Annotated in this window: 29 protein-coding genes; 4 read left to right on the forward strand and 25 right to left on the reverse strand. The window is 67.4% G+C overall.

What is annotated here, in order from left to right; translation table 11 throughout:
- On the reverse strand, nucleotides 1-949 hold a 949-nt coding region (locus GBZ26_RS11205), incomplete at its 3' end, for a 5'-3' exonuclease (protein ID WP_282184328.1).
- Between the two features lie 176 nt (nucleotides 950-1,125).
- On the opposite strand from GBZ26_RS11205, the gene GBZ26_RS11210 reads away from it, so the two are divergent.
- Complete coding sequence (locus GBZ26_RS11210; RefSeq protein WP_174438903.1) at nucleotides 1,126-1,659, forward strand: hypothetical protein; 534 nt, start codon at nucleotides 1,126-1,128, stop codon at nucleotides 1,657-1,659.
- 786 nt (nucleotides 1,660-2,445) lie between these two features.
- Here GBZ26_RS11210 and GBZ26_RS11215 read toward each other — a convergent pair.
- Entirely contained in the window at nucleotides 2,446-2,715 is a 270-nt protein-coding gene (locus GBZ26_RS11215; RefSeq protein ID WP_174438904.1) for a helix-turn-helix domain-containing protein, read from the reverse strand.
- A gap of 192 nt (nucleotides 2,716-2,907) precedes the next feature.
- Here GBZ26_RS11215 and GBZ26_RS11220 point away from each other — a divergent pair, with 192 nt between their 5' ends.
- Together GBZ26_RS11220 and GBZ26_RS11225 are read left to right on the forward strand one after the other, a co-directional pair.
- Nucleotides 2,908-3,495, forward strand: coding sequence for a hypothetical protein (locus GBZ26_RS11220; protein ID WP_174438905.1), 588 nt, complete (start codon nucleotides 2,908-2,910; stop codon nucleotides 3,493-3,495).
- The gene (locus GBZ26_RS11225; protein ID WP_174438906.1) at nucleotides 3,492-4,037 is read left to right on the forward strand and encodes a hypothetical protein; all 546 of its coding nucleotides are present in this window, start codon (nucleotides 3,492-3,494) and stop codon (nucleotides 4,035-4,037) included. Before GBZ26_RS11220 ends, GBZ26_RS11225 begins: the two co-directional genes overlap by 4 nt.
- Here the strand turns inward: GBZ26_RS11225 and GBZ26_RS11230 are convergent.
- The 4 genes from GBZ26_RS11230 to GBZ26_RS11245 all read right to left on the reverse strand — a co-directional run bounded on the left by GBZ26_RS11230 (nucleotide 3,925) and on the right by GBZ26_RS11245 (nucleotide 5,792).
- Entirely contained in the window at nucleotides 3,925-4,680 is a 756-nt protein-coding gene (locus tag GBZ26_RS11230; protein WP_174438930.1) for a hypothetical protein, read from the reverse strand. The two genes, GBZ26_RS11225 and GBZ26_RS11230, sit on opposite strands and share 113 nt — an antisense overlap.
- A gap of 46 nt (nucleotides 4,681-4,726) precedes the next feature.
- Complete coding sequence (locus GBZ26_RS11235) at nucleotides 4,727-5,230, reverse strand: YgjV family protein (protein WP_174438907.1); 504 nt, start codon at nucleotides 5,228-5,230, stop codon at nucleotides 4,727-4,729.
- A complete protein-coding gene (locus GBZ26_RS11240; protein ID WP_174438908.1) occupies nucleotides 5,227-5,364 on the reverse strand; it encodes a hypothetical protein in 138 nt (45 codons plus the stop codon). The genes GBZ26_RS11235 and GBZ26_RS11240 overlap by 4 nt, the downstream gene beginning before the upstream one ends.
- An 89-nt stretch (nucleotides 5,365-5,453) precedes the next feature.
- Nucleotides 5,454-5,792, reverse strand: coding sequence for a hypothetical protein (locus GBZ26_RS11245; protein ID WP_174438909.1), 339 nt, complete (start codon nucleotides 5,790-5,792; stop codon nucleotides 5,454-5,456).
- A gap of 189 nt (nucleotides 5,793-5,981) precedes the next feature.
- Between GBZ26_RS11245 and GBZ26_RS11250 the strand changes: the two genes are divergently transcribed.
- Nucleotides 5,982-6,251, forward strand: a complete 270-nt coding sequence (locus GBZ26_RS11250) for a ribbon-helix-helix domain-containing protein (RefSeq protein ID WP_174438910.1) — start codon at nucleotides 5,982-5,984, stop codon at nucleotides 6,249-6,251.
- A 78-nt stretch (nucleotides 6,252-6,329) separates the two neighbouring features.
- On the opposite strand, the gene GBZ26_RS11255 is transcribed toward GBZ26_RS11250, so the two are convergent.
- The 19 genes from GBZ26_RS11255 to GBZ26_RS11345 form a co-directional block, all read right to left on the reverse strand.
- Nucleotides 6,330-6,794 carry a hypothetical protein gene (locus GBZ26_RS11255; RefSeq protein WP_174438911.1) on the reverse strand — a complete coding sequence of 155 codons (465 nt, stop codon included), beginning with the start codon at nucleotides 6,792-6,794 and terminating at the stop codon, nucleotides 6,330-6,332.
- Nucleotides 6,795-6,984: 190 nt separating this feature from the next.
- Nucleotides 6,985-7,455: a lysozyme gene (locus tag GBZ26_RS11260; protein WP_174438912.1), complete on the reverse strand. Its 471-nt coding sequence runs from the start codon at nucleotides 7,453-7,455 to the stop codon at nucleotides 6,985-6,987.
- Entirely contained in the window at nucleotides 7,452-7,631 is a 180-nt protein-coding gene (locus GBZ26_RS11265; RefSeq protein WP_174438913.1) for a hypothetical protein, read from the reverse strand. The genes GBZ26_RS11260 and GBZ26_RS11265 overlap by 4 nt, the downstream gene beginning before the upstream one ends.
- Entirely contained in the window at nucleotides 7,631-7,960 is a 330-nt protein-coding gene (locus tag GBZ26_RS11270) for a hypothetical protein (RefSeq protein ID WP_174438914.1), read from the reverse strand. Before GBZ26_RS11270 ends, GBZ26_RS11265 begins: the two co-directional genes overlap by 1 nt.
- A gap of 102 nt (nucleotides 7,961-8,062) precedes the next feature.
- Nucleotides 8,063-8,518: a hypothetical protein gene (locus GBZ26_RS11275; protein WP_174438915.1), complete on the reverse strand. Its 456-nt coding sequence runs from the start codon at nucleotides 8,516-8,518 to the stop codon at nucleotides 8,063-8,065.
- 3 nt (nucleotides 8,519-8,521) lie between these two features.
- Nucleotides 8,522-9,424 (reverse strand): hypothetical protein, encoded by a 903-nt coding sequence (locus GBZ26_RS11280; protein ID WP_174438916.1) that lies wholly within the window; start codon nucleotides 9,422-9,424, stop codon nucleotides 8,522-8,524.
- A gap of 16 nt (nucleotides 9,425-9,440) precedes the next feature.
- A complete protein-coding gene (locus GBZ26_RS11285) occupies nucleotides 9,441-11,957 on the reverse strand; it encodes a phage head spike fiber domain-containing protein (RefSeq protein ID WP_174438917.1) in 2,517 nt (838 codons plus the stop codon).
- A gap of 3 nt (nucleotides 11,958-11,960) precedes the next feature.
- On the reverse strand, nucleotides 11,961-13,601 hold the full coding sequence (locus GBZ26_RS11290; RefSeq protein WP_174438918.1) for a hypothetical protein: 1,641 nt from the start codon (nucleotides 13,599-13,601) through the stop codon (nucleotides 11,961-11,963).
- A 56-nt stretch (nucleotides 13,602-13,657) separates the two neighbouring features.
- On the reverse strand, nucleotides 13,658-18,004 hold the full coding sequence (locus GBZ26_RS11295) for a phage tail length tape measure family protein (RefSeq protein ID WP_174438919.1): 4,347 nt from the start codon (nucleotides 18,002-18,004) through the stop codon (nucleotides 13,658-13,660).
- 2 nt (nucleotides 18,005-18,006) lie between these two features.
- Nucleotides 18,007-18,672, reverse strand: a complete 666-nt coding sequence (locus GBZ26_RS11300; RefSeq protein ID WP_174438920.1) for a DUF6441 family protein — start codon at nucleotides 18,670-18,672, stop codon at nucleotides 18,007-18,009.
- Nucleotides 18,669-18,854 carry a hypothetical protein gene (locus GBZ26_RS11305; protein ID WP_174438921.1) on the reverse strand — a complete coding sequence of 62 codons (186 nt, stop codon included), beginning with the start codon at nucleotides 18,852-18,854 and terminating at the stop codon, nucleotides 18,669-18,671. The genes GBZ26_RS11300 and GBZ26_RS11305 overlap by 4 nt, the downstream gene beginning before the upstream one ends.
- A 17-nt stretch (nucleotides 18,855-18,871) precedes the next feature.
- Entirely contained in the window at nucleotides 18,872-19,660 is a 789-nt protein-coding gene (locus tag GBZ26_RS11310; protein ID WP_174438922.1) for a hypothetical protein, read from the reverse strand.
- Nucleotides 19,661-19,780: 120 nt separating this feature from the next.
- Nucleotides 19,781-20,932, reverse strand: coding sequence for a hypothetical protein (locus GBZ26_RS11315; RefSeq protein ID WP_174438923.1), 1,152 nt, complete (start codon nucleotides 20,930-20,932; stop codon nucleotides 19,781-19,783).
- Nucleotides 20,933-20,935: 3 nt separating this feature from the next.
- Nucleotides 20,936-21,208 (reverse strand): hypothetical protein, encoded by a 273-nt coding sequence (locus GBZ26_RS11320; RefSeq protein WP_174438924.1) that lies wholly within the window; start codon nucleotides 21,206-21,208, stop codon nucleotides 20,936-20,938.
- Between the two features lie 27 nt (nucleotides 21,209-21,235).
- Nucleotides 21,236-21,697, reverse strand: a complete 462-nt coding sequence (locus GBZ26_RS11325) for a hypothetical protein (RefSeq protein ID WP_174438925.1) — start codon at nucleotides 21,695-21,697, stop codon at nucleotides 21,236-21,238.
- Complete coding sequence (locus tag GBZ26_RS11330; protein ID WP_174438926.1) at nucleotides 21,697-22,002, reverse strand: head-tail joining protein; 306 nt, start codon at nucleotides 22,000-22,002, stop codon at nucleotides 21,697-21,699. The genes GBZ26_RS11325 and GBZ26_RS11330 overlap by 1 nt, the downstream gene beginning before the upstream one ends.
- A 69-nt stretch (nucleotides 22,003-22,071) precedes the next feature.
- Nucleotides 22,072-22,266: a DUF7210 family protein gene (locus tag GBZ26_RS11335; protein ID WP_174438927.1), complete on the reverse strand. Its 195-nt coding sequence runs from the start codon at nucleotides 22,264-22,266 to the stop codon at nucleotides 22,072-22,074.
- A gap of 12 nt (nucleotides 22,267-22,278) precedes the next feature.
- Nucleotides 22,279-23,301, reverse strand: a complete 1,023-nt coding sequence (locus GBZ26_RS11340) for a major capsid protein (RefSeq protein ID WP_174438928.1) — start codon at nucleotides 23,299-23,301, stop codon at nucleotides 22,279-22,281.
- Nucleotides 23,302-23,359: 58 nt separating this feature from the next.
- A complete protein-coding gene (locus tag GBZ26_RS11345) occupies nucleotides 23,360-23,722 on the reverse strand; it encodes a head decoration protein (RefSeq protein ID WP_174438929.1) in 363 nt (120 codons plus the stop codon).
- Nucleotides 23,723-23,907 lie beyond the last annotated feature (185 nt).

The raw sequence follows: 23,907 nt of genomic DNA on the forward strand, positions 1-23,907 counted from the left end.
CCGCGCCGTCGGCGATGGTGCCGTCCTTGCGCATCTCTGCCTCGACGCGGCTGACGATGGTGCGGAAGCCCTGTGCGCGCAGGAAGTCGATCAGCTTCTGGTGGTCGGGCTCGCGGACGCGCAGCTCCTCCAGCGGCTTCGGCGGCGGGGCGTGATCGTCCAGCAGGACGAGGCGGCGGGAGATCCGCGCCTGCTCCGCGAAGTCGATCAGCTTCTGGCGGCGGGCCGGCTGCTTGATCTCGCCGGCGCGGGCCAGCAGCGATTCCAGGTCGCCGTATTCGGTGATGAGCTGGGCGGCGGTCTTCACGCCGATGCCCGGCACGCCCGGCACGTTGTCCACGCTGTCGCCGGCCAGCGCCTGCACGTCCACCACGCGGTCGGGGGCGACGCCGAACTTCTCGAACACCTCGTCGGGGCCGATGGGCTTGTTCTTCAGCGGGTCGAGCATGCGCACGCCGGGGCGGACGAGCTGCATCATGTCCTTGTCGGACGACACGATGGTGACCTCGCGCCCAGCCTCGTTGGCCAGCCGCGCGTAGGTGGCGATCAGGTCGTCGGCCTCGTAGCCCTCCAGCTCCAGGCAGGGCAGGCAGAAGGCTTCCGTCGCCTCGCGGATCAGGGCGAACTGGGGCTTCAGCTCCTCCGGCGGCTCGGGGCGGTGGGCCTTGTACTCGGGATAGAACTCGTTGCGGAAGTTCAGCCGCTTCGAATCGAAGACCACCGCCACGGCGGAGGCCTTCAGGTCGGCCAGCAGCTTCAGCAGCATGTTGGAGAAGCCCAGCACCGCGTTCACCGGCGTGCCGTCCGGGCGGTTCAGCATCGGCAGGGCGTGGAAGGCCCGGAAGATGAAGCCCGACCCGTCCACCAGATACAGGCCGCTGCCGTCCCCGGCGGGCGCTGGGGCGTCGGTAACGGTCTGGAGCGTGTCGGTGGTCTTTTCGTCGGACATGATGCGGCCTCTTCCCTTCGGGGCGATACCATGGCCGAAGGCGGCCCGAGAGTCGAGCATGGCCGCCGGGTGCCTTCGGGCAAGGCGGGAACCATGGCAGGAACCATGAATGGGTGCGTCTGTTGGCGGAGGTCACAAGGACAGCCCCCGCTCAACAACCAGCGCACCGTCCCGCCATGAACCACTTTGTCGCCGGCACCATCGCCGGACTGGCCGGCACCGTCGCCATGACGGCGGCCATGCGCGCGATGTTCCGCGCCCTGCCGGAGAAGGACCGCTACCCCTTGCCGCCGCGCCTGATCACCGACCGGGTCGTCGGCCCGACCGGCGTGATGGACGCGATGGACGAACCGGAGCGCCGCGACCTGACGCTCGCTCTGCATTACGGCTACGGCGCCGCCGCCGGAGCGCTGTATCCGGCGGTCGCGCGTCGGATCGGCGGGCCGGCGGTGGCGACGGGGATCGGCTACGGCCTTGCGGTCTGGGGAGCCAGCTATCTGGGATGGATTCCGGCGATGCGCATCCTGACCCCCGCGACCCGCCATCCGCCCGCCCGCAACAGCCTGATGCTTGCCGCCCATGTGGTGTGGGGAGGGGTGACAGGGGTTACGGCTGCGTATTTGATGGGAGGGGGCAACCAGAGCCGGTCCGGTTCGGAGCCCATGGCGGGCGCTCGCGAACATGACTCTGCTGTCCGGGAGCTGGCATAGCGCTCCCACAGCGATACGAGAATGTGAATAAAAAAGGCCTAGCGCGCATTGCGGCTAAGCCTTTGAAATCGCTGGCGGACCCGAATGGATTCGAACCATCGGCCTCTGCCTTCGGAGGGCTAAGTCCCGGTTCGAATTCGCTTTATGTTCGTTGAATATCCTCGACTTGTTCCCGTTTAGCAAGGCTTCGGATCGGTTCGGTTGACGGGGATGCGGGGATGTTAACGGGGATGCAAAGAGCAGGGTAGGGCGGTGCCACACGGTGCCGCCCTACGCTTATGGGCACCGCCAACCTGCGACCCAGCTTAGGCGGCACCAGCAATTATTGACAACATTCCTATGTGTGGGCATTCTGTCCACATGAGGGAACATAAACAGAACAGATCAACCCACACTCATCGCCGTCGTTCAGCCCCGCTGCACACCGCGACACACCGTCGCATGCATTCGCAAAATGCGAGGCAAACCGGGGCCGCGGAGCGATTTGCATACGGGAGTATGTCGAGTGCATATTTGACTATGCACTTGTTGGTGGCAGACGGAAAAATACCGCTACCCATAAAAGAATTATCATGCATAGAGTGCAGTCCACCTGAGAGACGCACTGTCTTCAAGGTGGAGGTCCGGGGCAGTCGCCACAACCACCCCGGACCACACGAGGCGCTACCCTCGCCATTCATCGCCGACCGCCGCGCTGCGCGGCCATTGAGTCCTGCCACCATCCCGGCCAGGGCGTACGATGATATGCACGAAGGGGGCCATGTCTTGTGTAACTGTTCTTTTACCTTAGACGGCGTTGGGTTTCTCTTTGCGAAGGCGCACACCAGCGCCACCGTCGGGGGACAGCTCGCCTTCAGCGATGAACTCCACACCGAGCTGTTCCAGCGCGGCCACGATATCCCGAAGGGTACGCGGCTGCGGGGTGGTCTTGCCATTCTCAAAGTCAGAAAGCGTCTTGCGCGTCAGCTTGGTAGCTTCGGCCAACTGCTCGATAGTCAGCCCACGCAAACCGCGTGCGGCCCTGCACTGCTCGGGCGACAAAGTTACATAATGCATATTTCTACCTAAAACGTGTTGACGCCAAATCGGTATGACTATACGTTATGGGTAGAATGTGGCGCAAGGGTCATTCCTGCCATTCTCAGGCAAAAGAAAACGCCCGGTCGCAGCAACGACCGGGCGCCCACTGCCCAAGCTGCAGCAACAGCCGGGGGCTTTGACCAACACGAAGGAGGCTCAGCCAAGCCCATGCCGATCAGATCGGACCATAACATCCCCGCCGAACAGGGACCAGAAGCGATCCCCGGCACGTCGCGCATCGCCTCCATGTTCGAGAGCTGGCTCGGCCTGGAGCACGTAATGGATCGCGGCGGCTTTGGGCCTGATGTTCCCTATGCCTCCTCCCATCTGGTCCGCAACATCGCCGCGGCGCCCAGCAATAGGGCGGGGGACATGGCCATCAAGCTCTATCTGTTGCGCCACCAGGACGCCCCCGGCGCCCGGCCCGGAAGCATCGCGCGCCCCGCGCCTATAGCCCCCGACGCTCCCGAAGACATCGCGCTCATGGCCGGGCTGGTAGAGGACGCGCTTCGCTTCGCGCCCAAGCTGGCCGCCCTGGCGGAACCCGGCTATCGCTCGCCAGCGAACGACGCAATGGACGGCCTCGACGCCATGACCGCCGAGTTCGTGGCGGAAACCTCCTTGGTGTCCGTACCTGCCGAAATGCCGTCGGGCGTGATCGAGGCCGCCGCTCGCAAAGCTGGGGTCTCGGTCGAACAGGCCAAGACTGTCTATGAAACGATGCTCGCCCCGTTTGCCGAAGGGAGGGTGGCGTGACGATCCTCCGTTTCCCACAGCGTGCGGTCCAGGCTCCGGCTGTTGAGGTGAAGATCGATCGTCACCGAATCGCCGATGCGCTCGATTGGCAACAGGCGATCATAGCCGAGGCGCGCCGCTATCCCGGCGGCAGTCCGGTTTTGGTGCGATGGCTGCGGGAAACGGGGCTCCTGGCACAGTGCAGCTACTTCTCGACGGACCCCGATGGCGGGCCGCTCCGGTTCCGCTACATCGGGCGCCCGGCACTCGACACGCTGGGCGAAGCCTGGGGCCGGATGATGCTTGGTCGGCCCGAGAACGAAGACCCGCACGACATCTTCGCCGACGCGATCAGCCGCCAATACCTGGAGGCCATCGACGGCGGCGAGGCGGTCTACAACGAGATCAGCGTTACCGGCATCGGCCAGCCCTTCAGCTTCACCCACGCCCTCATCGGGTTCCGGGCAGGCAGCCGGCGAGCGGTGCTGTCTGCGGTGAAAATGCACGACGTTGCAGGTCCGCGGTCACATCGTCCGGTCGGAACCGCATCAGATGCAGCTTGAGCCGACCCTCTCCGGGCTGGTGGAACAGGATGGTCGAGTGGCGGTCCATGTGCCGCTGCCCGACCGCCTTTTCGGTCCATAGCCGGGACACGTTGGGATCGACCAGGGCGACCAGCCAATCCGGCGCCCAACGGGCCAGCACCGCCAACCGATTCAGTCGGCCGGAGAGGTGGAAGAGGTCGCGGTGCCCGCCGCGCCAATCCGGATGCACCCAGCCGCTGGACATCATGGCGACCTTTCCGCAAGCCTCCCTTGCCTCCGGGCTTGCGCTGAAACACCACGCCCCCGAGGCCTCAGCCCTGCTGGGATCGTCGTAGAAGGCGGTCATGGCCTCCAGGCGGGCGCCATAGCTCTTGCCGGTGCAGTCCAGCAGGATCGCGGCCTGGGCGGCGACAACATCGCCGGCGGAATTCTCCAACCCGACCCATAGGCACGGCGCCGACGCTGGTCGTGGCAGCAGTTCGAACCAACTGTCACGATGCCGGGCGTTGAGATCCTCCAGGTCTGCCCAATCGGTGGACAGGAACGGCGTCAGTCCCTGCATGTGGGCGAGAACGGATAGCGCAGCCCGCGGCGCCGCTAGGGCGGACGGTACCGGCATCGCTTCGAAGGGCACGCGCGCAGCAAGGCGCGCCGGGAACATGGTGTCCACGGGGAAGCTCCACAGAGTTCATATGGTGGAATATCTATTAGATTTGCGCAACCGTGGTGCGGTCGCGCAGTGCGCCGTAGACCAACCCGGCCATGCAGAGCAGGTCGGCCAGCAGCCCGAAGGTCGAGCCGGTCAGCAGGTCGTGCGCGACCCAGCAGGCGCCGGCGGCCAGGAACATCACCCGCAGCGCCAACGCCGACCGGTACCAGCGCGCCGCGGTGGCGGCGACCATCCCGGCCGCTGCACAGGTCGATGGCCAGCCCGCCCAGGTCGAGGCCGCCAGCACGGCAAGCGCGGGCACTGTGACGGCATAGAGCGCCCGGCACCAACTCGGCCGGTCATCAGGCCAAGCTGTGGCGACCTGCACGACAGACAGCCCGGACATCGCCGCGCCCGTGGTGGCGCCGATCAGCAGGTAGTGCAGCGCGAACGCGGCGGCGGAGGCGCCCTGCCCGGCCAGCAGGGCGCGGCGACCGGACAACCAGGGCCAGAGTGCCACCAGGACGAACCCGGCGGCCCCGGCGAGGTCGGCGGGGGTCATAACCCGCCAGCCAGCATCGGGCCGACCTTGGCGAGCAGCGTCGGCAGTAGGTCAGTTCCGGCGATCTGGTCCACGATGCCGGCAGCGATGACGACGCCCAGGACGAGCATCTTCTTGGATTTCAGGACGTTCATGGCGTGGCCCCTCCTTGCGGGCACAGAAAAGCCGCCGGGCGGGATGCCGGGCGGCGCGGTAATCGATCGGTGGGTGTGTTCGTCGGCGGCTACAGCTGCTCTCTGGCCTGCATCAGGAAGGCTTGGCAGCGGGCCATTTCATCGCGGAGCCATTCCCGGTAACCGGGCGTTCCCGGCGCCGGCGGCTCGGCCGGCTGGATGTGGCAGCCACGGCGACCGCAGCAGCCGCAACGCGCCTTGCTGGCCAGCATGCAGAGATCGGTGGCCGGATCGAATTTCGTGAGCAGCAGCTTGATATCCCGGCAGCTTTGCCGTCGACATGCCGGGCACCAGAACTCAAGCTGCGTGACGCCTCGCTTCGCCAGGGTGCCCAGGGCGTTCAGCCTGTACGACGGTTCGTGTTTCGGCGGGCGGTTTGGTTCCGGCATAGGAGAACGTTACGAGAACATTCCTATGCGGTCAACGGGACGAAGAGTGGGCCGGCGGCGATCCCGCTGTGACCTTGCCAGCCGCGGCCCGAGACCCCCGTTTTATGTGAAGTTCATCACATGCTTTTCGCCACCGGCTCCGCGACGCTGCATACTTAAGAGTGCAACTTGTCGCGCGGCGAGGAAGCCATGCCTTCGAAGAAACTCAGGAACATCATCGTCGCCGGAAAGCGCACCAGCATGCGGCTGGAGCCGGCCTTCTGGGACGCCCTGACGGAGATCGCGCAGAGGGAAGGCCTGACGGTCGGCACGCTGTGCACCCGCCTCGCCGAGCGCGTGGAGGCGCTGGACACCAACAGCCTGTCCAGCGCCGTGCGGGTCTATGTGATGGAGTATTTCAGGGCGGCCACGCCAGGGCGGGAAGAAGTTCGTTGCGAGCTGGCTGTGGCGGCGGAGTGAGGGGGCCGGCGCAGGAGCGCGGTGTGGGAATGAGAAGGGCGCCCGAAGGCGCCCCGGTGACGTAAGATCGCTGAGGGTCTACAGGATCTCCTTTGGATCACACATCGGATTGATCTCATAGAATATGCTCAGAGAATCCTCAGCCAGCATGGCGCCGACCCCATAGTACTTGCCCTTGGCCCCGGCAACGAACGCCCTGAATGGCGTTGATCCCGTGTAACCGCCGTAGCTATTCTTCGCGTTTACGGTGCCGCAAGCGATAATTCCGCCGTCAGCCTCCTTGTACGCCACGGTGTGCACGATCTGCGCCGATAACGGGTCCTTCAGGCTGTTGCGGACGCCGTCTTCGATGGCCTTCTGCATGTCCTTCGTCATCTTCACCTTGGCGGCCTTCCACCCTCCTGGGGGCGTCGGGGCGGAAGCCTTGGCCTTTGGAGGAGTATAGGTGGACGGCGATGGTGTGTATGGCTGGTAGGTTTGATAAGGCTGTGCACAGCCTGCCAACGCCAGGATGGCCACGACGGCCATCTTCTTCATCGTCATGACCACATACTCCTGCATGAGCGCCCGCCGTCGAGCGCCACCGAGGCGAGTGTGAAGGGGAAATCTAAACAGTTTGTGACCAGCGGCGATCCAGTCTGCACTCGCCTCAATGCGGGTCGGCAGCGATGGGACCGATTCCGCTTCCTCCAGTGCATGGCGTCGGCATTGGCCGGCACCCGTCGCCCGGCGTTTATCCCGCCTCAAACAACGCCCTCTCCGCAGCCCGGCGCCTCTTCAGCCCGTCGAGCCGGACCTTCTTCCCGTTGACGGTGGCGTAGACCCACTTCGGAAACTCGGCCGCAGCCCCGGCACAGTCGCCCTGGTTCAGCAGGCGCAGCAGGGTCGAGGACTGCAAGGCACCGGCCCCCAGGTTGAAGACGAACGAGGCGAGCGCGCCGCGCTGCCGATCGGTGAGCGGGACCTTGACGAGCCGGTCGACGTCCTGCGCGGCATCGGCCATGTCGGCGCGCAGGAAGACCTCAGCCTGGAGGGACGTGATCGTCTGGCCCATCCGGACCCCGGCGGTGTGGCCGTAGCCGATGGTCGGGACACCCGCAGGGCACAGGTAGGCCTTGAGGTACAGGCCTTCGAAGTGGCGGACGAGGGCCAATGCATCGTCGTGGATCTCGCGCGGAGTCGCCGCGCCAGCAGGTGTGGTCATGGGATGCTCCGGGTGTTGGGCGGACCAAGCCGCAGGAAACCGGGGGACATGCCCCGGCGCGCGTTGATGAGGAGGTGCGCCAGCAGCAGGAGGGCCGCGTCGCGTTCGCCGCCGCAGTCGGCCAATGCCTTGTCGGCGACCTGCTGGGCGTCGGGTTGCAGGGGCGGCTCCGGCATCACGCCGCCCGGCGGTCGTGCTGATCGATGTGCGTGTCGACGCGTTGCGTCAGCCCGTCCAGCCGCTCCGACAGGCTGTTGAGCAGCGCGAACACCTCATCAATGGAGTGGGCGCCGGTCTCCGGCTGCGGGCGGTTCAACCACATCCGCCAGCCCAGCAGGCCGGTGGCGGACAGGATCGCGGCGGCCTGCACCGAGGGATGGGCACCGGTCAGGGCCTGGATGGTGGAGCCGATGAGACCATTGACGGTGGGGTCATCGGCCAGGGCGACCGCGGCGGGGAGGCCGGTACCGATGACGGCCAGGGCGGCGACGTGAGGCAGCTTCATGGATGCGGTCTCCTGCGGCCCGGCGCCGTGGCGCGGGCATAGAAAAGGCGCCTTGTCGGCGCCGGGTCGGTGGGGTCGGGCTGGAGTGTTGTCGTGGGCCGGTCAGAGCGCGACGGCGCGGCGGAAGAAGTCGTCCACCTCGTCCGGCGTCAGGCCGCGGGCCTCGCCGATGGCAATGGTCATGGCGTGGTCCCGGCGGAACTCGGTGGCGCCGGACAGAAGCATCTCAGCGCCGAAGCGCTCGTCCCCGTCCATGTGGTCGAGCAGGTCGGCCAGCACGGGCGGCAGATCGCCGGTCCTCACCGCGGCCAGGGCCTCGGCGGTGGTGATGTAGCCGTCCAGCGCGAGCTGCTGGAAGAACTGCCGGTCCGAGATGACCGCCGGCACCGGGTCGAGCGGCAGCGGTTCCGCGGCGATCAGCGCCGCCACCTCGTCATCGGTGACGACGCGCCACGCGACGCCGTCGGGCACGGTCTGCGCAGCGACCGCCTCGGCGTCGAAGCCGGGCGCGGGATTGACGATGACCGTGCGGCCATCCTGTTCGTAGGCGATGGGCATAGGTCAGGCTCCGAAAATGGCGATGCTGGTGCTGGCGGCGTCGGTGAGAACGCCGTCCGACCGACGGACGGTGCTGACCGAGACGCTTCCAGTGCTGCGCGTGCCAATCAGCAGGATTGCGTTCGCACCATCGACCCCGTTGTTCGCCGTTGCACCGGCGACGGGATAGACCGCGTTGGGCATGGTCGCGGCAAAGTTGACGGTGTAGGAGCCCACCCCGGTCCGCGTGACCGACGCGACCCCAGCCGCGGCGAAAATCGAGCCGTTGCCGTCGAAGTGGACCCAGGCCGCCGCCCGGCTGGTGGCAGGAGACGACAGCAGGCGGAAGCGGCTGTTGGTGACGTCGCACACCAGCTCCACCACGCCCCCCGCCGACAAATCGCCGCCGGTCAACGCCTGACCGTTGGCCCGCACAATCGGCCAGGCCGGCAAGCCGTTGACCGCCAGCGTGGGGGCGGCGCCCACGCTGGTGATATGCGGGATGAGACGGATGACGGCGTTTGACACCAGCGCAAGCGGCGTCGGGGCATAGGTGACGGTGTAGGCCGCCCCGGTCCCGCCGGTGGTCGGGCACTGGCAGAGCAGCGCCAGCAGGTCCGCGCACTCACCGACAAAGATCGTCTTGGTGTTGGTGGTGCTCCAGGTCAGGTTGTTGGCGTTGCCCTGGCTGTTGCGGATCGTCCGGGTGACGGTAAAGCTGTCCGTGCTGCCCGCGGTGGCATAGCCCTCCACCACGGCCCATTGGCTGGCCGTGACATCAACGATCGTGAAGACGCCGGGCCGGGTCGGGCCAGACCCGTAGGCGGTGACGATGGTGCGGCTCTGGGTGGTCGCCGCGTCGTCCGTAAGCATGAAGGAGGTGGGGCCGGCGCCCTGGATGGACTGCCGGACACGGCTTGCAAGCATGTCGGGGATCTCCGCTTTAGGCGCCGAGCGCCGGGTCTTCTTCGATGGTCATTTGATGCGACCACATGGCGAAATTCGCCCAGGTCATTGGCGTGGACTCCGCCCGCCGCCCAAGGATGGCCTCGGTCGGCTGGTAGATGCTGCCCGGGTCCGGGATGAAGACGAGCTGTTCGCGAATGCCGACGCGGCGCAGGAACTCCTTGAAGGTCCCCCGCGCATCCTCCTGACCGAGCGCCTCATAGCCGAAGCTGATCTCTCGGTAGCTCGGGCCGGGGTCCACGGACACGGCGCCAGAGCGCCGCCCGCGCTGCTTGGTGTCCATCGGCACAAACCGCTCATTGACCGGGTAGCTGAAGTTGCGCAGCGGCTGCTCCACCGGCATCGCGACCATCCGTCCGACGATCAGGTCCCCCGGCGCCTGCCCATTGACAGTCTCGGTCGCGCGCCCCGGATCGTCGATGTCCACCCGCAGGTACCGGGCGGCGACGGTGGAGCCGAGCAGATGCAGCGTGGACCAGTAGCCCTCAGCGACTTTGGCATCGGTCCAGCCGGTGTCCAGCACGTCGGCCACAATGGCGGTTTGGTCGGGACCGGTCAGGCTTTGCAGTTGCGCGTTGGACAGGCGCTTGCTGTAGAGGGCGATGCGGCGGATGTAGCCAGTCAACTGAAGTCCGCCCTGTTGCGCGCCGATTTCCAGCGTCGTGACCGCCGGCGCGGCGACCAGAGAACTCCCCACCGGGGCGGCCCCATTGATGGTCGCCGAGGCTGATCCAGCGGCCCAAGCGAGGGCCATGCGAAGGCCCGCGCCCGCTCCAGGCGCCGGTTGCGCCGCGGGATCGTACGCCACGCCGCCGACTGAGATGCGATAGACCGTGTCCGTAAGTGCTTGGTTCACGCCGAGCGTCACCCGATTGTTGGTGGAGGCGTCGTTCAGGCTGGCAAGCACGCGGGTTTGCCCGCCGCTTGCAGGGATCATGGCGTCGGCAAACAGCGTCCCCGCCGCGGTGCTCCACCCCGGCACGCTGGACAGCACCACCGTCACGTTGTCGGCGTTGCGGGTAACGGCCGCCGTGGTCGTCGGAATGCGCGACGTGGGTTCTGTGCCAGACTCGGCCTGCACGCCCCAGGCGTAGAAGCCTGAAACCCCGTCTCCCGTGTAATACACCGTCGAGCCGTTGTCAGGTCTCAGGAAATACTGCGACGGCGCGGTGCAGGTGATGACGATGGAGCACAGATACCAACCGTCAGCCCATTTCTTGATTTGAGCCGACGCATGACTTCCAGCAACGACGGCACCGGCCGTCAAGTCGAAGGTGGAGGCGCCCATGTTGCCGTCCGTGGGGTTGTAGACGACCAGTTGCGCTCGGCGACGGGTTCCCGCCTTGAGGAGCGCCGAAAAGCAGTAGGTGCCCGGACCGGATACGCTTTGCACCAGCTCATGCGTGAGCGCTACCGAGGTGTCTTCCACCAGCATATCGGCCGATACGGTTCCGTCTGGAGCCCTTGCCGCATTGGCGATGACGCTCAGTCGGGTTTTCCCCCACACGGGATGGTCCAACTCCGTGCTGCGCAGCAAAAAATTGGTCCGCGCCGGCTCTATCAGCAGACCACGACAGGCTGGAGTGACCGGCTGGTATCCCGTGGCCGTCGCGCCAACCTCCAACTTGGCGCCCCAGGCGTCGAACGCGTCGCCAACGGCCAAAAGCCCGCCGTCGATCACGAACTGGTGAGACGTAAGGTCAAGCGGCGCCCCGACGAGGTCGAACCGTTGCCAGGCCGTGGTGACATTGGCCGTCTTCTGGGCGATCACCACGTAGGGCGACGAGCGCACCAACAAGAGACGCACCGGCAGCGAGCCGGCCGGCACCTTGAGGTACACGCTTGCGGCGTGCATTGCCGTGCTCGACGGCGAGAACGGGTAAGAGCGATAGCCGCTGCTCGCGCTGACTTTGGCGAGCCTGTCTGCGGTGACCGTGCCGTCCGGCGCGCCCCCCGCATTCGACGTGACCGACAAACTTCCAAACCACGGCGAAGCGCTGAACGCTTCCGGTGCGGTCAGCAGGTTCGGGGCGGGCGTCGCCGCCCAATCCTGCCCGCCCGCGTCCGTCAGCGTGTACCACCCATAGTCAACGCGCGGGGTGTTGGCCGGGACGGTTTCCAGCTCGCCGGCCGCGTTAAAGCGCGTCGCCGTCGCCCCCGCGCGGGCCACCACAAAGCGCGGGTCAATCTCGCTGCCGTCTGTAAAGCTCTGGCGCAAGATCGGATCGTCGAACAGCGGCGCCGTCCCAAGCCGCCACCGGACCTGCGCCGTTGAGGTCAGCAGCGCCCCGAACAGGCCGAGCAGGCGGAGCGATTGCGGTGAGCCGAAGTCGGCGTGAACCCAATCCTGCGTCGCCCCCATGGTCACCCAAGGGCGCTGCGGATCGGGGTCGGCGAGGTTGCTGACCGGCAGGTTGGACCGCTGCGACCCGCACGTCAGGACGGTGGCCGGCAGATCGAGCAGATTGCCGTACCCGAAGAGAGCATTGGCCATGGGTTATCCCCAGACGAGAATAGTTGCGGTTCGATCGCCGATGTCTTCCGGCAGGGCCACGACACGCACGTTGCGGCCCTGCGCCAAGCCGTGACGCGGCCACGTCACACGGAGCGAGCGGCCGAGCCAGAGGGAGGCTGCGACCGCCAACGGCACATCAAGCGCCCAGGCGCCGCGTGAGCGGGCGTAGAGAGCTTGCAGGTAGCTGGCGAGGTCGGAGGCCGGGCCAGGGTTGTCGAAGCCGCTGTTGATGCGCAGTTCCGGCGCGGTCGGGTAGCGCGACAGGATCAAGCTGTTTGCGCTCGGCGGGGCCTCCCGGTACTCCCGCTCGGCAAACGCCTTGGTCGCCTCGTCGGCAGTGACCAGGACGGCGTCCCGGCTGATGACGGAGTGGCACCGCCGGAAGTTGACTGTGCTGCGCCAGACCGCGGGGGCGATGCTGGCCGGCAAAGTGCCGGGCGTCACGTCCAACAGGCCGGCCCCCGGCGCCAGCTCCAGATCGGGCACGCCCGGCTCTTCCAGCCGGCCGAGACGGATCATCCCGGTTCGATCATCGCCCCACCAGCTCGCGCAGGACTGCATGACGGCGGACACGGCATCGCCGACGTTGATCTGGCTCGTCCACGCGAAGCCACTGGCTCCCGTCAGATAAGCGGCATGGCTGGCCACCGTACCGCCGGCGACGAGATCGCCAAGGCCGCCGATGGACAGCAGGCGCGCCGCGATCGCCGCGTGCGTCTCCACATAGCCGCCCTCGGCGTCGCCTTCGATGTCGGCAGTGATTGTCCCTTCGTAGCTGTCCCCCGCCGGGACGGCCCGCACCATCCCCTCTGCGCAGCACGTGGCGTACTGGCCGCCGGTCAGGCTGGCGGCCTTCAAAGCCGCCTCTGTCGGGAAGTCACTGACGAACGTGTAGGCGCCGCCCTTGTCCCACAGCCCCGTCACGCCCTTGATTCGACGGAAGTGGCAGCGGAACAGCCCGTAGGCGGCGTCGTAACACTCCAGCGGCACCCAGCGCGCGACCCCGAAGGCGCCGGGCAGCGGCTTGCCGGCCCAGGACGCCGGCCCGTCCTTCCCCCCGCTGCCGCCGTAGGTCGGCAGCAAGGAGAGGTCGGCCAGGGCCGTCCGATCCCGGACCGTCAGCCCCATCACGCCGTCGCCCGGTTCCCAGGCCACGCCGACACCATCGAAAACCGGCACGGCCTCGGACAGGTCTTGGCCACGGATCAGCCGCCGCACGACGACACGCCGGCCCTGGACGGCGCAGTTGTCCGGCAGGCTGTCCAGCACGCCGTCATCGTTGCGCAACCGGAGCAGGCCGAAGGTGCCGGCGACGCGGCGGCTGTCGGTCGGCGACAACGGAAGACGGCGCTCCACGCTGAAGCCTTCCAGCCGCCCTTCATACAGCCGGCGCGGAGCCACGCTGTCGGTCGGCGCCGTCAGGTAGCCGCGGTCGGCGAAGTGGAGCGGCAGGATGGCGCCCGGCGGCTCCTCCTGGCCGGGCAGCGCGTCGAGCATCCCGGCATCAAGCGCCAGCGGCGCCCCATAGGAGACGCCGTTGGTGCCTTGCCATGGGTACAGTTCCGCGATGTAGACATAGTCGACGGCGCGCCCGGTACCGACCGAGGTCAGTACCCACGGCACCAGCTCGCCCCCCAGGCTGTCGAGCGGCTCGGTTTCGAGACTGTAGGTGTCGAGCATCAGGCGGCCTCCGACGTCTGGTCAGCGAGCAGGGCGGCGAGCTTGGCTTGCAGGGCCGCCCTGGCCTGCGCGTCGGTGGACGCCTCGATGGCCTGTTGGATCAGGGCCAAGGCGCCCACCGTGACCTGTTGCATGCGGGTGTTGGCCTGCCGCGACGCGACCAGTTCGCGGCGGACCTCCTCCAGCTTGGCTGTAACGTCTCGGCTGCCGCTATCCGTGATCCGGGCCGGGATAGTCCGGCCATCGGGCAGCGGCACCACGGCCTCCCGGTAGATGCCTTCGCCCGCGATGGACGGGCCGTCCGTGATGCCACCCGCTGCGAACATCGGCAGGCCGTTTCGCTTGCCGAACTCGGTCAGGCTGGACTTAGACCAGTCGAACACCGCCCCATATTCGGAGGTGGTGCCGAACATGACCCGGGCGGCCCGCAACAACGCGTCGTTGGCCTTGGTTGCCGCGGACACGTCGTCGCCGGCCAGGGCGGCAGCGTACTGCCGCTGAGCCTCGGCGTATTGCTGCTGAGGCGACAGGTTCGACAGGTCGGACAGGCCGAGCGAGTCCAGATAACTGCGGAGGCTCTCGGCGTTCTGCCGCAGCGCCGCGGCCTGCGCATCGGCGGCATCCCTTGTTGCCTTGGTGGTGCCGCGCAGCCGATCCGCCAGCCCGGCCATCACGGGGTCAAGCTCCTTGAAGTAGGACACGACGAGATCGATCTGGCTGTCTGACAGCCCGTCGATGATCGACTTGGCCTTGGCCTCATAGAGGTCGTTCGGGTTCCGTCCGGAGTCCAGCACCGGCAGGGCGTTGGCGTCCCACCACTGCCGCACCGACCACAACTCGTCCAGATACCCTTGCCCACGCACGTCACGCAGTTGGGCGTCGTAGGTGTCGGCCACCGACTTCTTGGCCTTCGCCGCGAGCTTGTCGAAGATCCCGGCCTGCTGCTCAGCGGTGTAGCCGAGCGCTTCAAGCGTCGGCTGGAGCGCGGTGAACTGGATGCGCACCTGTTCTGTCGGCGTCAGAAGGTTGCGCAGAGCCGTGGTGGTGTCGTCGATGCCGAGCGAAGCCTCCATGGACTGGCGTAGCATCTCTTGTGCACGGCCTCGCTCCTCCAGGCCGGTGTCGGACACGCGGTTCAGCAGGTCAACATAACTCTCCTCCATTCGCTTCGCCGCTTGCTGCGCGGAATGAAGCATCTGCTGAACGGCATCGTTGAAGTAGTTGTAGCCGGCGGCGGTGGTCTTCTGGACATCGGTCCAGACGCGGGCCGCCTCCATGTCCTTGCCGACTTCCTCAATCGTCGTGTTCTTGGTGTTGCGCAGGGCGGTGATGACGTTCTTGTCACCAACCAGAAGCGGGATGTCGCCCAACTTGTCGGCTGGACGGCGGTCGCTGTCCTCGGTGGCGTTGTTGGCGAGCCACTTCAGAGTGTCCACGATGGCCGTGGCCGGGTCCTGCGACCTGGACACGGTAATGCCGGTGTCCCAGCCGGCGAGGTTGGTCCGCCACCGCTGCTTATCCTGGTCGTAGTCCACCCCGAGCCACATGCCGTCCCCAGCAAAGCCGAGGCCGGACGCCTGCATGGCTGTGCGCATGCCGCTGTTGATCGCGTACTTGCGGTCAACAACCGGCCCCGCATCCATGTGCTTCGACGCCGTGTCGGTCCCCAATTCCGTCCCCGCGCCGGGATCGAACTTGCTCCAGGTCGCGGCGCCGAAGTACTCCTTCTTCTGCGTCCCGGCGATCGCGGTGACCGCGGCCAGGACCGCAGCCGCAATCCACCCGTACACGGGGATAGCCGCCAACGCCGCCGAGGCACCGGCCATGCCGCTCATACCTGCGGCGGCCGTCCCCACGCCCATGGCGCCCATAGCCGCAGTGCCGGCGGCCATAGAACCGACACCGAGCGCAGCGCCTGAGAGGCCGCCGACAAGGTGAGAGTTGGTTTTTGACCCGATGTAGGACCCGGCAAGGCCGCCCAACGCACCATAGGGCATGGCCTGTCCGATGGCGCCAAGCCCGCTGGTGACGGCCTGCCCGCTCTGGGTCAACGTCATGCCGTTGCTGATCTGCGTCGCGCCGATGGTGTCCACGTAGCCAGCGGCGATGCCGGTGCCTTCGGCGACGGCGTTGGACGACAGGCCCATGCTGTAGCCCATCCCCGACGTGGCAAAGCTGCTCGCCATCGTGCCCAACGTGTTGGTGCCCGTGGCCACGTTGTAGAGGCTCTGACCAGCGGACAGAGCGTTGCCAGCGGTCCCGAGCGTGCTGGCCGCGCCGGCCACGCCGCCCGGATTGGCAACGTTCTGGTTCGCTGGGGAGGCGATGCCGAACAGGCCCGGCACAGCCCCCACGACAGCCGTGGTGATCGGCAGGACGAAGTTCGCCTCGATCAGACCAAGGGCAATCCTCTTGCCGATGGTCTTTCCGAGGTCGCTCCACTTCGACTCCCGGTCCAGCAAGGCTTCGGTGATGTCGCGGGACATCTCCTTGGCCGTGCCCTGTATCTCCAACTGAAACGCTTTGATGGCCTGCGTGTCGGCGATCTGCTCCTGGAGCCGGACCCACTCGGCGACATTTTCCGCCGTAGTCGTCTTCGCCAGCTCACCCGCCTGCTGTTGGATTTGGAACGACTTCAGCGCGCGCTCGCGAAGCGGTTCGGCCTGCCCCATCAGGGACAGTTCCTGCTGGGCGTAGGCAAGCTGCCGCTTCGAGGAATCCAGAACCGCAGCATCCGCGGCGGCGGCCCGCCACTTCTCCTGCTCCCTGACCTTCCCGGCGATGGCCTTTCCCTCCGCCGTCGACGCGGTGGCGTGCGCCTTCGCCAGAGCCTCCGCGATCTTGGTCTGGGTGTTCGCCTCCCGTTGGGCCTCGACACTCTGCCCGACCGCGCCGGCCAGCCGCTGTTGCTCGGCTATGCCGCGGTCCAGTTCCTCCGAAACCTTGGCGTAGGCTTTGGCGTCACGCTCCGCTTGGCTTTCGGCCTTGCGGCTGGCGGCGTTGGCAGCCTTCTGCTCATCGGCACGCTGCTGCTCAAGGCGGTAGGCCTCCACCGCCTTCGTCGCGATGCGGGTAGCCTCCGTTCTGGCATCGAGGAGAGATTCCCCGGCGGCCAAGTTCGCCTTGAACGCCTTGTCATAGGTCGTCGCCCGGATCTGCTCCTCTCCATAGGCCTTCATGGCGGCCTCGCCACCCTTCAGGGCCGCAATCTTTCGATCAAGGTCACGCTCCTGGACGATGACGGAGCCGAGAGCCAGACCCTGCGTTCTCGACATCTCATAGGCGGCTTCAGCGGCTTCGCGTGTTGCCCGCGCCGCTTCGCGTGCCGCATCGGCATAGCCCAGCAGAGCCTTTTGCGCCGGCGTCGCCCGCCCCTCCAGATCGGCCATGCGCGCCTCAGCGACACGCAGGGCCTCCCCGGTCTCCAGCAATGCGCGGACGTCCTCGTCACGCATCAGCTTGATGGCGCCCTTTTCGTTCAGCGCCTGGAGCTTCCCCATAAAGGCAGCAAGGTCTTTGTCCTGTCCGAGTTGCTGCAGGGCGCCCAGCGCCGCCGGAACATCCTGCACACCGGACATGGTGGCGTTGCTGATGGCATCCCACGCCGACTTCTGGTCCTTCGCCCGCTTCTCGGTCAGGGTTGCGATGTCGGCCTGGAGGGCCAGCTTGGAAAGGGCGCGCAGCTCTCCACCAAGGGCGCGATAGCTCTCCGTCAACGTTTCAATGGCGGCGCCTGATTCCCTCGCCCGCCCTTCGAAGATTCCGAGAACGTCGCCGAAGGTATCAATTTCCTTCGCCGACTTCTTCGTCTCATCGCTGAGCGTGAACAGCACCCCGGCCGCGACGGAGGCGATCGCCACGACCGTACCGATGGCAATGCCCGCTGGGCCAAAGGCGGAGGCGATTTGCGGCCCCTGCTGCGCCAGGATGATGAAGGCGGAGGTGCCCATCTGGGCCTGCACCGTGACGTCCTGGAGCTGGAGCCCCAGGTTGCCGAGAGCGCCCTTGAACTGTCCTGTGCTTGCCGTCGCCGCGCTCTGCCCGGCGATCATCCGGTCGTGCGCCTGCTGCGAGACGTTCATCAGTTCGGTGTAGCGCTGCTGGCTGGTCGCCCCGGAGGCCAGGGCGCGGTTCAGCAGATCCTGCTCACGGGCCAACCGCTGCGTGGCGCGCGACACCGGGTCGAGACGGCCTTCCAGAGCTTCGAACTGACGACGCAGCTTGTCCGGGCCGTTGTCGTTGCCGACGCTTTTGATGGCGATGCCCAGTTCTTCCAGCTTGCGCTTGGTTTCGTCCAGGCGGTCGGCTTCGACGGCAAGGCGGACGCTGACCTTCTTCTCAGCCATGGCTACCGTCCGATGATGTTGGAGAGGTTGGCGGCGAGCTGGGCTTGCGCCCGGTTGGCGGCGCCGCTGATGTCGAGGAGCTTCCGCCCGCGGGTCTGCCGGACGAGAAGGAAGAGCGGGATCGAGGTTGCGCGCCCGGCACCGCCTCGGGCCAGCACGTCGCCGCGGGCTTTGCCCTCCGCCACCAGCAGGGCGCGGCGCCCGCCGTTGATCGGAACGAACTGAAGCTTGCCGAAACGCGACTCAGCCGCCGAGATGTTGGACCACTTCGCCGGCACCGGGCCGGGACGGCGGGCGGTCAGGTCATCCCGCTCCGAACTGCGGTCGAAACCGGCCTGCTTCGCCGCCTCCAGCGGGATCGCCAGCCACTTGCCCCCCTTCGCCCGCACCGTCTCCCCGGCGTCGAAGGCGTCATGGAGCCGGGTGGCCTTCGAGTAGACGAGGCCGGCGGGGCGCAGCGTCTTCCGGCCACTCTTCGGGTAGAGGTCGAGGCGCCACGCCTTTTCCAGCCCGATCCCGAGACCAGCCCCACGGACCTGGGCGCGCAGGTCCGCCTGGAGCTGTTCTGAGGCGGAGCGAACCGCCGCGCGGGCGGCGTCAGCGATCTCGCCGATCCGCTCGTTCAGCAGTCCCTTCAGGTCGCCCTGGATGCGTCCGACGATCATCATGATTCGCCCTCCACCAACTCCGCCTCGGCCCGGCTCATGACCTCGAAGGCGTCCAGCATGATCGCGGCCTGATCGCCGTAGCCGCCCGCCTCGGGCAGATGCCCAGAGACCGGCACGACGCCCGCCGCCATGCCGCCGATGCGCCCCGGCGCCGGCCGGAAGGCCCGCCAAAGGCGCACCATCTCCCAATCCCCTTCGCTCAGCAGGTAGCGGGGGTTCCGCTGGTACCGCTCTCCGAAGAGTTCCCACTCGCTTCCGTCAGGAGCTTCGTCTCCGTCGGGGAAGGCTTCCGGCCGTCGTGCGACTGCGACGGCGAGACGGAGTTTTTTTCCTGATCCTTCCCGACGCGCATCAGGCCGATGATCTTCCTGCCCACATCGCGCAGTTCCCGCTCGTCCAGATGCTGCAGCGTTTCGTCGGTCGTCAGGCCACCGCGTCGCTCGAACGGCGCGTCGCTCCCATCCTCGGCCTTGACGCCCTCCCACCCCAGCAGGAAGTGCCGGGCGGCGATGATGGGAGCGACCGACAGATAGAACTCGCGGTCGCCTTCCAGCGCGGCGTAACGGCGGCCCAGCGCTCGGGCGATGCGATCGATCTCGCCCAGCCGCTCCACCGCCTCGGGGTCCACCTCGCCGCTGGTGGCCGCTTCCGCCTCATCCACGACAGACAGCAACTCGTCCAGGTTGGCCGGCGCGCAGGCCCGCAGATCGTCGCGCAGCGCCCGGAACAGCTCGGCGTCGCCCGGATACATCGCCCCGGCGGCGCGCACGTCGCGGCGCCACGCGGCACGCTGGAGGTAACCCGGCACGGCCAGCAGGTAGACCGGCTGCGGCTTGGTGTCCGCTTCGTCCTGCGCCTTGGCGATCAGTTCGGCGAAGGCGGCGCGCGCCTCGTCGGTGTCCGCCAGGGACTGCAGCTTCCGGAAAATGTCGATTTGGTCGAGGATGGGCGTGAAGCGGATCACGTCCTTGGCGCTGATCGGCAGCATGGGAATGGTCCTCTGTCGGTGAGGGGTGGGGTGCGGGTGGCGCCGACATCGCCACCCGCTGCGCTTTCGCGCCCCATCGGCCGGAGCCGATCGGTTGCCCGGTGTCGGTTCGGGGTTCGGTCAGTACAGGGTGAGGAAGGCGCCGGCATCCTGGCCGGTGCAGGCGAACTGCAGGCCCTGCGTGGCGAGGCCGTTGCGGTCGCCGGGCTGCACGTTGGTGTAGGTGGCCGCCGGGATGGTCAGGCCGACGCGGTTCCCCGCGACGGCGCCGTAGCTGAGGCCGATGGGCTGGGCGGCGCCGGCCCGGAAGTCGGCGATGGCGTCGCGGGTCGCCACCAGCTCCTCCAGCGGGTCGCTGGAGCCGGTCATGTTGCGCGCGGTGATGATGGCCGGATCGTAGCCCTCCGCCGCGTTCGGGTTGTCCGGATTGGTCATCTGGTTGCCGAAGTCGATGGACAGCGAGGCCATAGCCGCCTTGGCGCGGTTGACCAGGGCACGGCCACCCTTCCAGATCGGCGGGCGGGGGGTGTCGAAGACCAAGCCGGCGGGCACCGCGGCGTCCGTCTGCGAGCCGAACATGCCGGTGAAGGTGCAGCGCATCCGCCCGACGCCGCCGCTGGTGAACTCCAGCGTGGCGTTGCCGCGGGCGCCGGTCACCTTGAGGAGCTTGCCGTCCCGGTAAAGGTAGAGCGTTACGGACGGGATGCTGATCGAGGCTGGCGCGTACCGGACGTTCACCGGAATCTGGTACGAGGTCGTGGCGACGATGGGGCCGGACAGCGTGTCGGCCAGAGTTGCCGTCTTGCCGGCGGTGTAGTCCGTGATGAAGGACGTTCCGGTCACCACGTTCGTGAACAGGATGGGCATGCCGCGGTACTGCTGCGCCGTGGTGCCGGCGGAGGAGCCCAGCACCGCCGTGGTGGTGGTGCCGCCCGCCGCGCAGGCCTCGGCGGCGGCCGGGACGGCGGTGGCGGTGATCGTCTCCGCCCAGCCACAGGCGCGCAGCAGCTTGCCCCACTCCGGGGCGGTGCCGGGGGCACCGGAGCCCTTCAACAGCACGTCGAAGGTGACCTGCACCGTCATGCCGCCCGCGATGGGGCCGCGGCTGTCCAGGCTGCCGGTGTGCTCGTTGGTCTGGATGATGTTCGGGTTGAAGCTGTGCTGCAGGTTCTCCACGAACACAGCGTCGGTGCCGGCAACCGGGTTCGCGTCAGTGCCCTCGGTCGTTTCGATCTTGGCCAGAAGAGCCTGATTGCGGGTGCGAAGCGCCATGGATTAGGCCTCCTTCGTCTGGGTGGTGGCCTTGCCCTGCCCGGCGGCTTTGGCCGGCTTGGGCGACGGCTCGGCAATGGACGTGGCGTCCGGCGCGGGCTCCGCCTCGGCGTGGCTGTCGGCGGCCTGCTGCTTCTCGCGCTCCGCCTGCTCAGCGGCCTCGCGCTTTGCGCGCTCCTGTTCGGTCAGATTGATGACCGTCTTGCCGTCCTTCATCTCGAAGGTGTCGGCAGGCGTCGGCTCCACCGCCGCCGCCCGATGGGCCGGGATGTTCATGGGGGTCCTCGGTATGTTGGGGATGGATCAGGGCGCCGCGGTGTAGGGGTCGCCGGGACGGGTCCAGAACTCGACGGTGAAGGCCAGGAAGGCCTCACCGATGCCGCCGATCCCTTCATCGTTGGCCGTCGCCTGATCGGCCTCGCTGAGGTTGGTGTCCACCGCCAGCCCACCCAGCGTCGGGTCCGCCTCGACGGCCTTCTGGACGGCGGCGGAGACATCGGCGATGGCCTGGTCAAGCGCAGCGTCGGTGGTTTCCTTGACCAGAGCCGAGACGGCCACGCGTTCCAGGTTGCGCACCGCCCCGGCGTTGAACTGGTCCTGCGAGATGATGGAGGCATGCATCACCAGCGCCGGCAGGTTGGTTTCGGGGACCGCCTTCCGACGCCCGCGGTAGACGGTGAAGGTGCCCGGCACGTTGGGGGCGGTGACGGCGCCCAGCAGTGTTTCGAATGCGGCGAGCACCTGCTCGCGGATGGAGGTCGGCATCACTGCAACTCCAGGCGCCACAACAGCCGGTCGGCGTCCGGCTGGGTGGCGTTGCCGATGACGTAGGTCTGGCCTCCGATGGCCAGGACGCCTTCCTCCTCCATCAGCGGGACTTCCGACACCCGCGCCTCGGCGATGCGGGCCGGGGTGGAAGCGCCGGCTTCCCGGAAGCGCCACTCCTTGTCACCTCGGGCAAAGGTGAGGCGGCACGGCACCGGAGCGCCGCCGCGGGGCGGGGTGTAGACGGCGTCGACACCGTGCCGGCGGAAGACGCTATCAAGCGTGCGCTGAAAAGGGATGGGCATCGCGAAAAGTCCTCCAAACGATCCACGGCGGCCCGTAATCCCCCGTGGATCGCTGCGCTGTGGCGGGGGCTACGCCTTGGTGGACTTCGCCGGAGCGGGCTTTCCGGTCTCCGTCTCGGCGGTGTCCGGGGCATCAACCAGGACCTTCTCGGCGCTTCCGGTCTCGATCAGTTCCTTGGCGAGATCGGACGCCACGTCGAGTTCCGTTCCGGGCGCGTGGAGCTTCTTGTCATGCTTCACGGAGATAAGCGTGCGGATCTTCATGACCGGCTCTCCTTACAGCACGGTGGCGGCGAAGGAGCCGTTCGGGCGGCGCGGGTACACCAGCGGCGCCGACTGGCTCATGACGAAGCGGGCGCTCGGGTCCTCCTGCACCCAGCTCTTGACGAAGATCGGCAGCGCCTGCAGGCCCGCCGCCTCGTCGCGGATGGCGCCGAAGGCCTGTACGCCCTCGACGTTGGGGCCGAAGCCCAGCACCGTGCCGCTGGGCAGCAGCGGCGTCACGGTCCCGGTGGCCGGGTCCTCGTAGTACTCGCTGTAGACCCAGATATCGAAGGAGCCGATGCTTCCCTTGAACTGGGCGCCGCCGACATAGGTGGAGGGGCCGAGTTCGACCGGGGTCCCCGCCGCGCGACGGATGTCGAGCAGCTTCTGGACCTGGGCGTTCTTGCGGAAGGCCGCCCAGGCATCCGGGTCCATGACGATGGTGCTGATGACCGCGCCCTCGGTCTTGTGCACCAGTTCGGCCCACTCCTCCAGGTCATCCAGCGGGGTGCTGGCCGGGTCGCTCCACTTGTCGGTGCCGGTCAGGGCGATGGTTAGGGCGGCGCTGCGACCGAAGCTGACGACCTGGGTCTCGAAGCCCTCGCCGGTGACGGTCACCTGACTGAGCCGCAGGGCCTCGGCGGCCATCAGTTCCAGGCGGCGGGTGATCTGGTCGGCGTGGTCCTCGATGATGCCGCGCACGGTGGCCATCAAGCGCTGCTGCGGGTTCAGCGTGCCGCCGATCTGCTCGCCGGCCTGACGCTTGAAGGCGCGGTTCGGATCGACCGCCGACTTCGGCTTGATGTAGGCCGGCTTGTACAGCTTGGTGGTGAAGCCGTCCTGCGTCAGCACCTTGCCGGCCACCAGCGGCGAGACGAAGGGCGCGACGCGGCGGTTGCCGATCAGGATGTCCACGGCGATCTGTTCCGCCGTCTCGGTCTGGATGGTGCCGAAGACGGTGTTGAGCAGGAAGGTCTTGGGACGCTTCAGGCTCTGCACCACGCCGTTGAGGACGGCGGTATCGTAGATGTTCATGATGCTCGTTCCCTGTGACGTGGCGCTGATGCGCACGGGATCTGGGGGCGACCGGTGGTCAGCGGATGTAGATGTTCAGGTCGCGCAGGCCGTCGCGGATGGAGGCCAGCGTGTGGCCGGCGCCGAGCGTAAGCGCGGTGCCGAGGAATTCACCGCTCTCGTAGATGCCAACCGTCTTGTCGCCGCCGCTGGCGTCGCAGTCGTCCACCAGGACAGCCACGGGGGTCTGCGAGCCATCGGACGCCGCCGAGGCGCTGAGGGCGTACTTGCCCGACGCGGTGATCTTGCCGAGGACGGCGCCGCGCGCAAGGTTCTGGCCGGACACCAGGGTCACGCTGCGGGTCATGCGGGGGAAATCGCCGGCCAGCAGGAGGTCCGGCGAATAGGTCTCCGAGCTGACGCCCGGCTTGAAAATGCCCATCGTGAAGGTTCTCCAGAAAAGGCGAAAGCCGGCGTCAGGCGCCGGCTTTCAGGATCTGCGCGACCAGGGCCTGGGGGTCTCCCCCGTCCCCGCCCGACGTGTCGGCGCCGACGTCGGGGTTACCAAGCGCGCCCATCGCCGCGGCGAACGGATTCCCTGCCGGCGCGGAGGCGGCGGGGGCGGAG

Source organism: Azospirillum formosense (genome assembly GCF_013340925.1).
GTDB classification, from domain to species: domain Bacteria; phylum Pseudomonadota; class Alphaproteobacteria; order Azospirillales; family Azospirillaceae; genus Azospirillum; species Azospirillum formosense.

Bases quoted from the DNA above. Each gene is read 5' to 3' on its own strand.
- GBZ26_RS11210 (WP_174438903.1), top strand. From the start codon at position 1,126: ATGAACCACTTTGTCGCCGGCACCATCGCCGGACTGGCCGGCACCGTC.
- GBZ26_RS11215 (WP_174438904.1), bottom strand. From the start codon at position 2,715: ATGCATTATGTAACTTTGTCGCCCGAGCAGTGCAGGGCCGCACGCGGT.
- GBZ26_RS11220 (WP_174438905.1), top strand. From the start codon at position 2,908: ATGCCGATCAGATCGGACCATAACATCCCCGCCGAACAGGGACCAGAA.
- GBZ26_RS11230 (WP_174438930.1), bottom strand. From the start codon at position 4,680: ATGTTCCCGGCGCGCCTTGCTGCGCGCGTGCCCTTCGAAGCGATGCCG.
- GBZ26_RS11235 (WP_174438907.1), bottom strand. From the start codon at position 5,230: ATGACCCCCGCCGACCTCGCCGGGGCCGCCGGGTTCGTCCTGGTGGCA.
- GBZ26_RS11240 (WP_174438908.1), bottom strand. From the start codon at position 5,364: ATGAACGTCCTGAAATCCAAGAAGATGCTCGTCCTGGGCGTCGTCATC.
- GBZ26_RS11245 (WP_174438909.1), bottom strand. From the start codon at position 5,792: ATGCCGGAACCAAACCGCCCGCCGAAACACGAACCGTCGTACAGGCTG.
- GBZ26_RS11250 (WP_174438910.1), top strand. From the start codon at position 5,982: ATGCCTTCGAAGAAACTCAGGAACATCATCGTCGCCGGAAAGCGCACC.
- GBZ26_RS11255 (WP_174438911.1), bottom strand. From the start codon at position 6,794: ATGACGATGAAGAAGATGGCCGTCGTGGCCATCCTGGCGTTGGCAGGC.
- GBZ26_RS11260 (WP_174438912.1), bottom strand. From the start codon at position 7,455: ATGACCACACCTGCTGGCGCGGCGACTCCGCGCGAGATCCACGACGAT.
- GBZ26_RS11265 (WP_174438913.1), bottom strand. From the start codon at position 7,631: ATGCCGGAGCCGCCCCTGCAACCCGACGCCCAGCAGGTCGCCGACAAG.
- GBZ26_RS11270 (WP_174438914.1), bottom strand. From the start codon at position 7,960: ATGAAGCTGCCTCACGTCGCCGCCCTGGCCGTCATCGGTACCGGCCTC.
- GBZ26_RS11275 (WP_174438915.1), bottom strand. From the start codon at position 8,518: ATGCCCATCGCCTACGAACAGGATGGCCGCACGGTCATCGTCAATCCC.
- GBZ26_RS11280 (WP_174438916.1), bottom strand. From the start codon at position 9,424: ATGCTTGCAAGCCGTGTCCGGCAGTCCATCCAGGGCGCCGGCCCCACC.
- GBZ26_RS11285 (WP_174438917.1), bottom strand. From the start codon at position 11,957: ATGGCCAATGCTCTCTTCGGGTACGGCAATCTGCTCGATCTGCCGGCC.
- GBZ26_RS11295 (WP_174438919.1), bottom strand. From the start codon at position 18,004: ATGGCTGAGAAGAAGGTCAGCGTCCGCCTTGCCGTCGAAGCCGACCGC.
- GBZ26_RS11300 (WP_174438920.1), bottom strand. From the start codon at position 18,672: ATGATGATCGTCGGACGCATCCAGGGCGACCTGAAGGGACTGCTGAAC.
- GBZ26_RS11305 (WP_174438921.1), bottom strand. From the start codon at position 18,854: ATGGTGCGCCTTTGGCGGGCCTTCCGGCCGGCGCCGGGGCGCATCGGC.
- GBZ26_RS11310 (WP_174438922.1), bottom strand. From the start codon at position 19,660: ATGCTGCCGATCAGCGCCAAGGACGTGATCCGCTTCACGCCCATCCTC.
- GBZ26_RS11315 (WP_174438923.1), bottom strand. From the start codon at position 20,932: ATGGCGCTTCGCACCCGCAATCAGGCTCTTCTGGCCAAGATCGAAACG.
- GBZ26_RS11320 (WP_174438924.1), bottom strand. From the start codon at position 21,208: ATGAACATCCCGGCCCATCGGGCGGCGGCGGTGGAGCCGACGCCTGCC.
- GBZ26_RS11325 (WP_174438925.1), bottom strand. From the start codon at position 21,697: ATGCCGACCTCCATCCGCGAGCAGGTGCTCGCCGCATTCGAAACACTG.
- GBZ26_RS11330 (WP_174438926.1), bottom strand. From the start codon at position 22,002: ATGCCCATCCCTTTTCAGCGCACGCTTGATAGCGTCTTCCGCCGGCAC.
- GBZ26_RS11335 (WP_174438927.1), bottom strand. From the start codon at position 22,266: ATGAAGATCCGCACGCTTATCTCCGTGAAGCATGACAAGAAGCTCCAC.
- GBZ26_RS11340 (WP_174438928.1), bottom strand. From the start codon at position 23,301: ATGAACATCTACGATACCGCCGTCCTCAACGGCGTGGTGCAGAGCCTG.
- GBZ26_RS11345 (WP_174438929.1), bottom strand. From the start codon at position 23,722: ATGGGCATTTTCAAGCCGGGCGTCAGCTCGGAGACCTATTCGCCGGAC.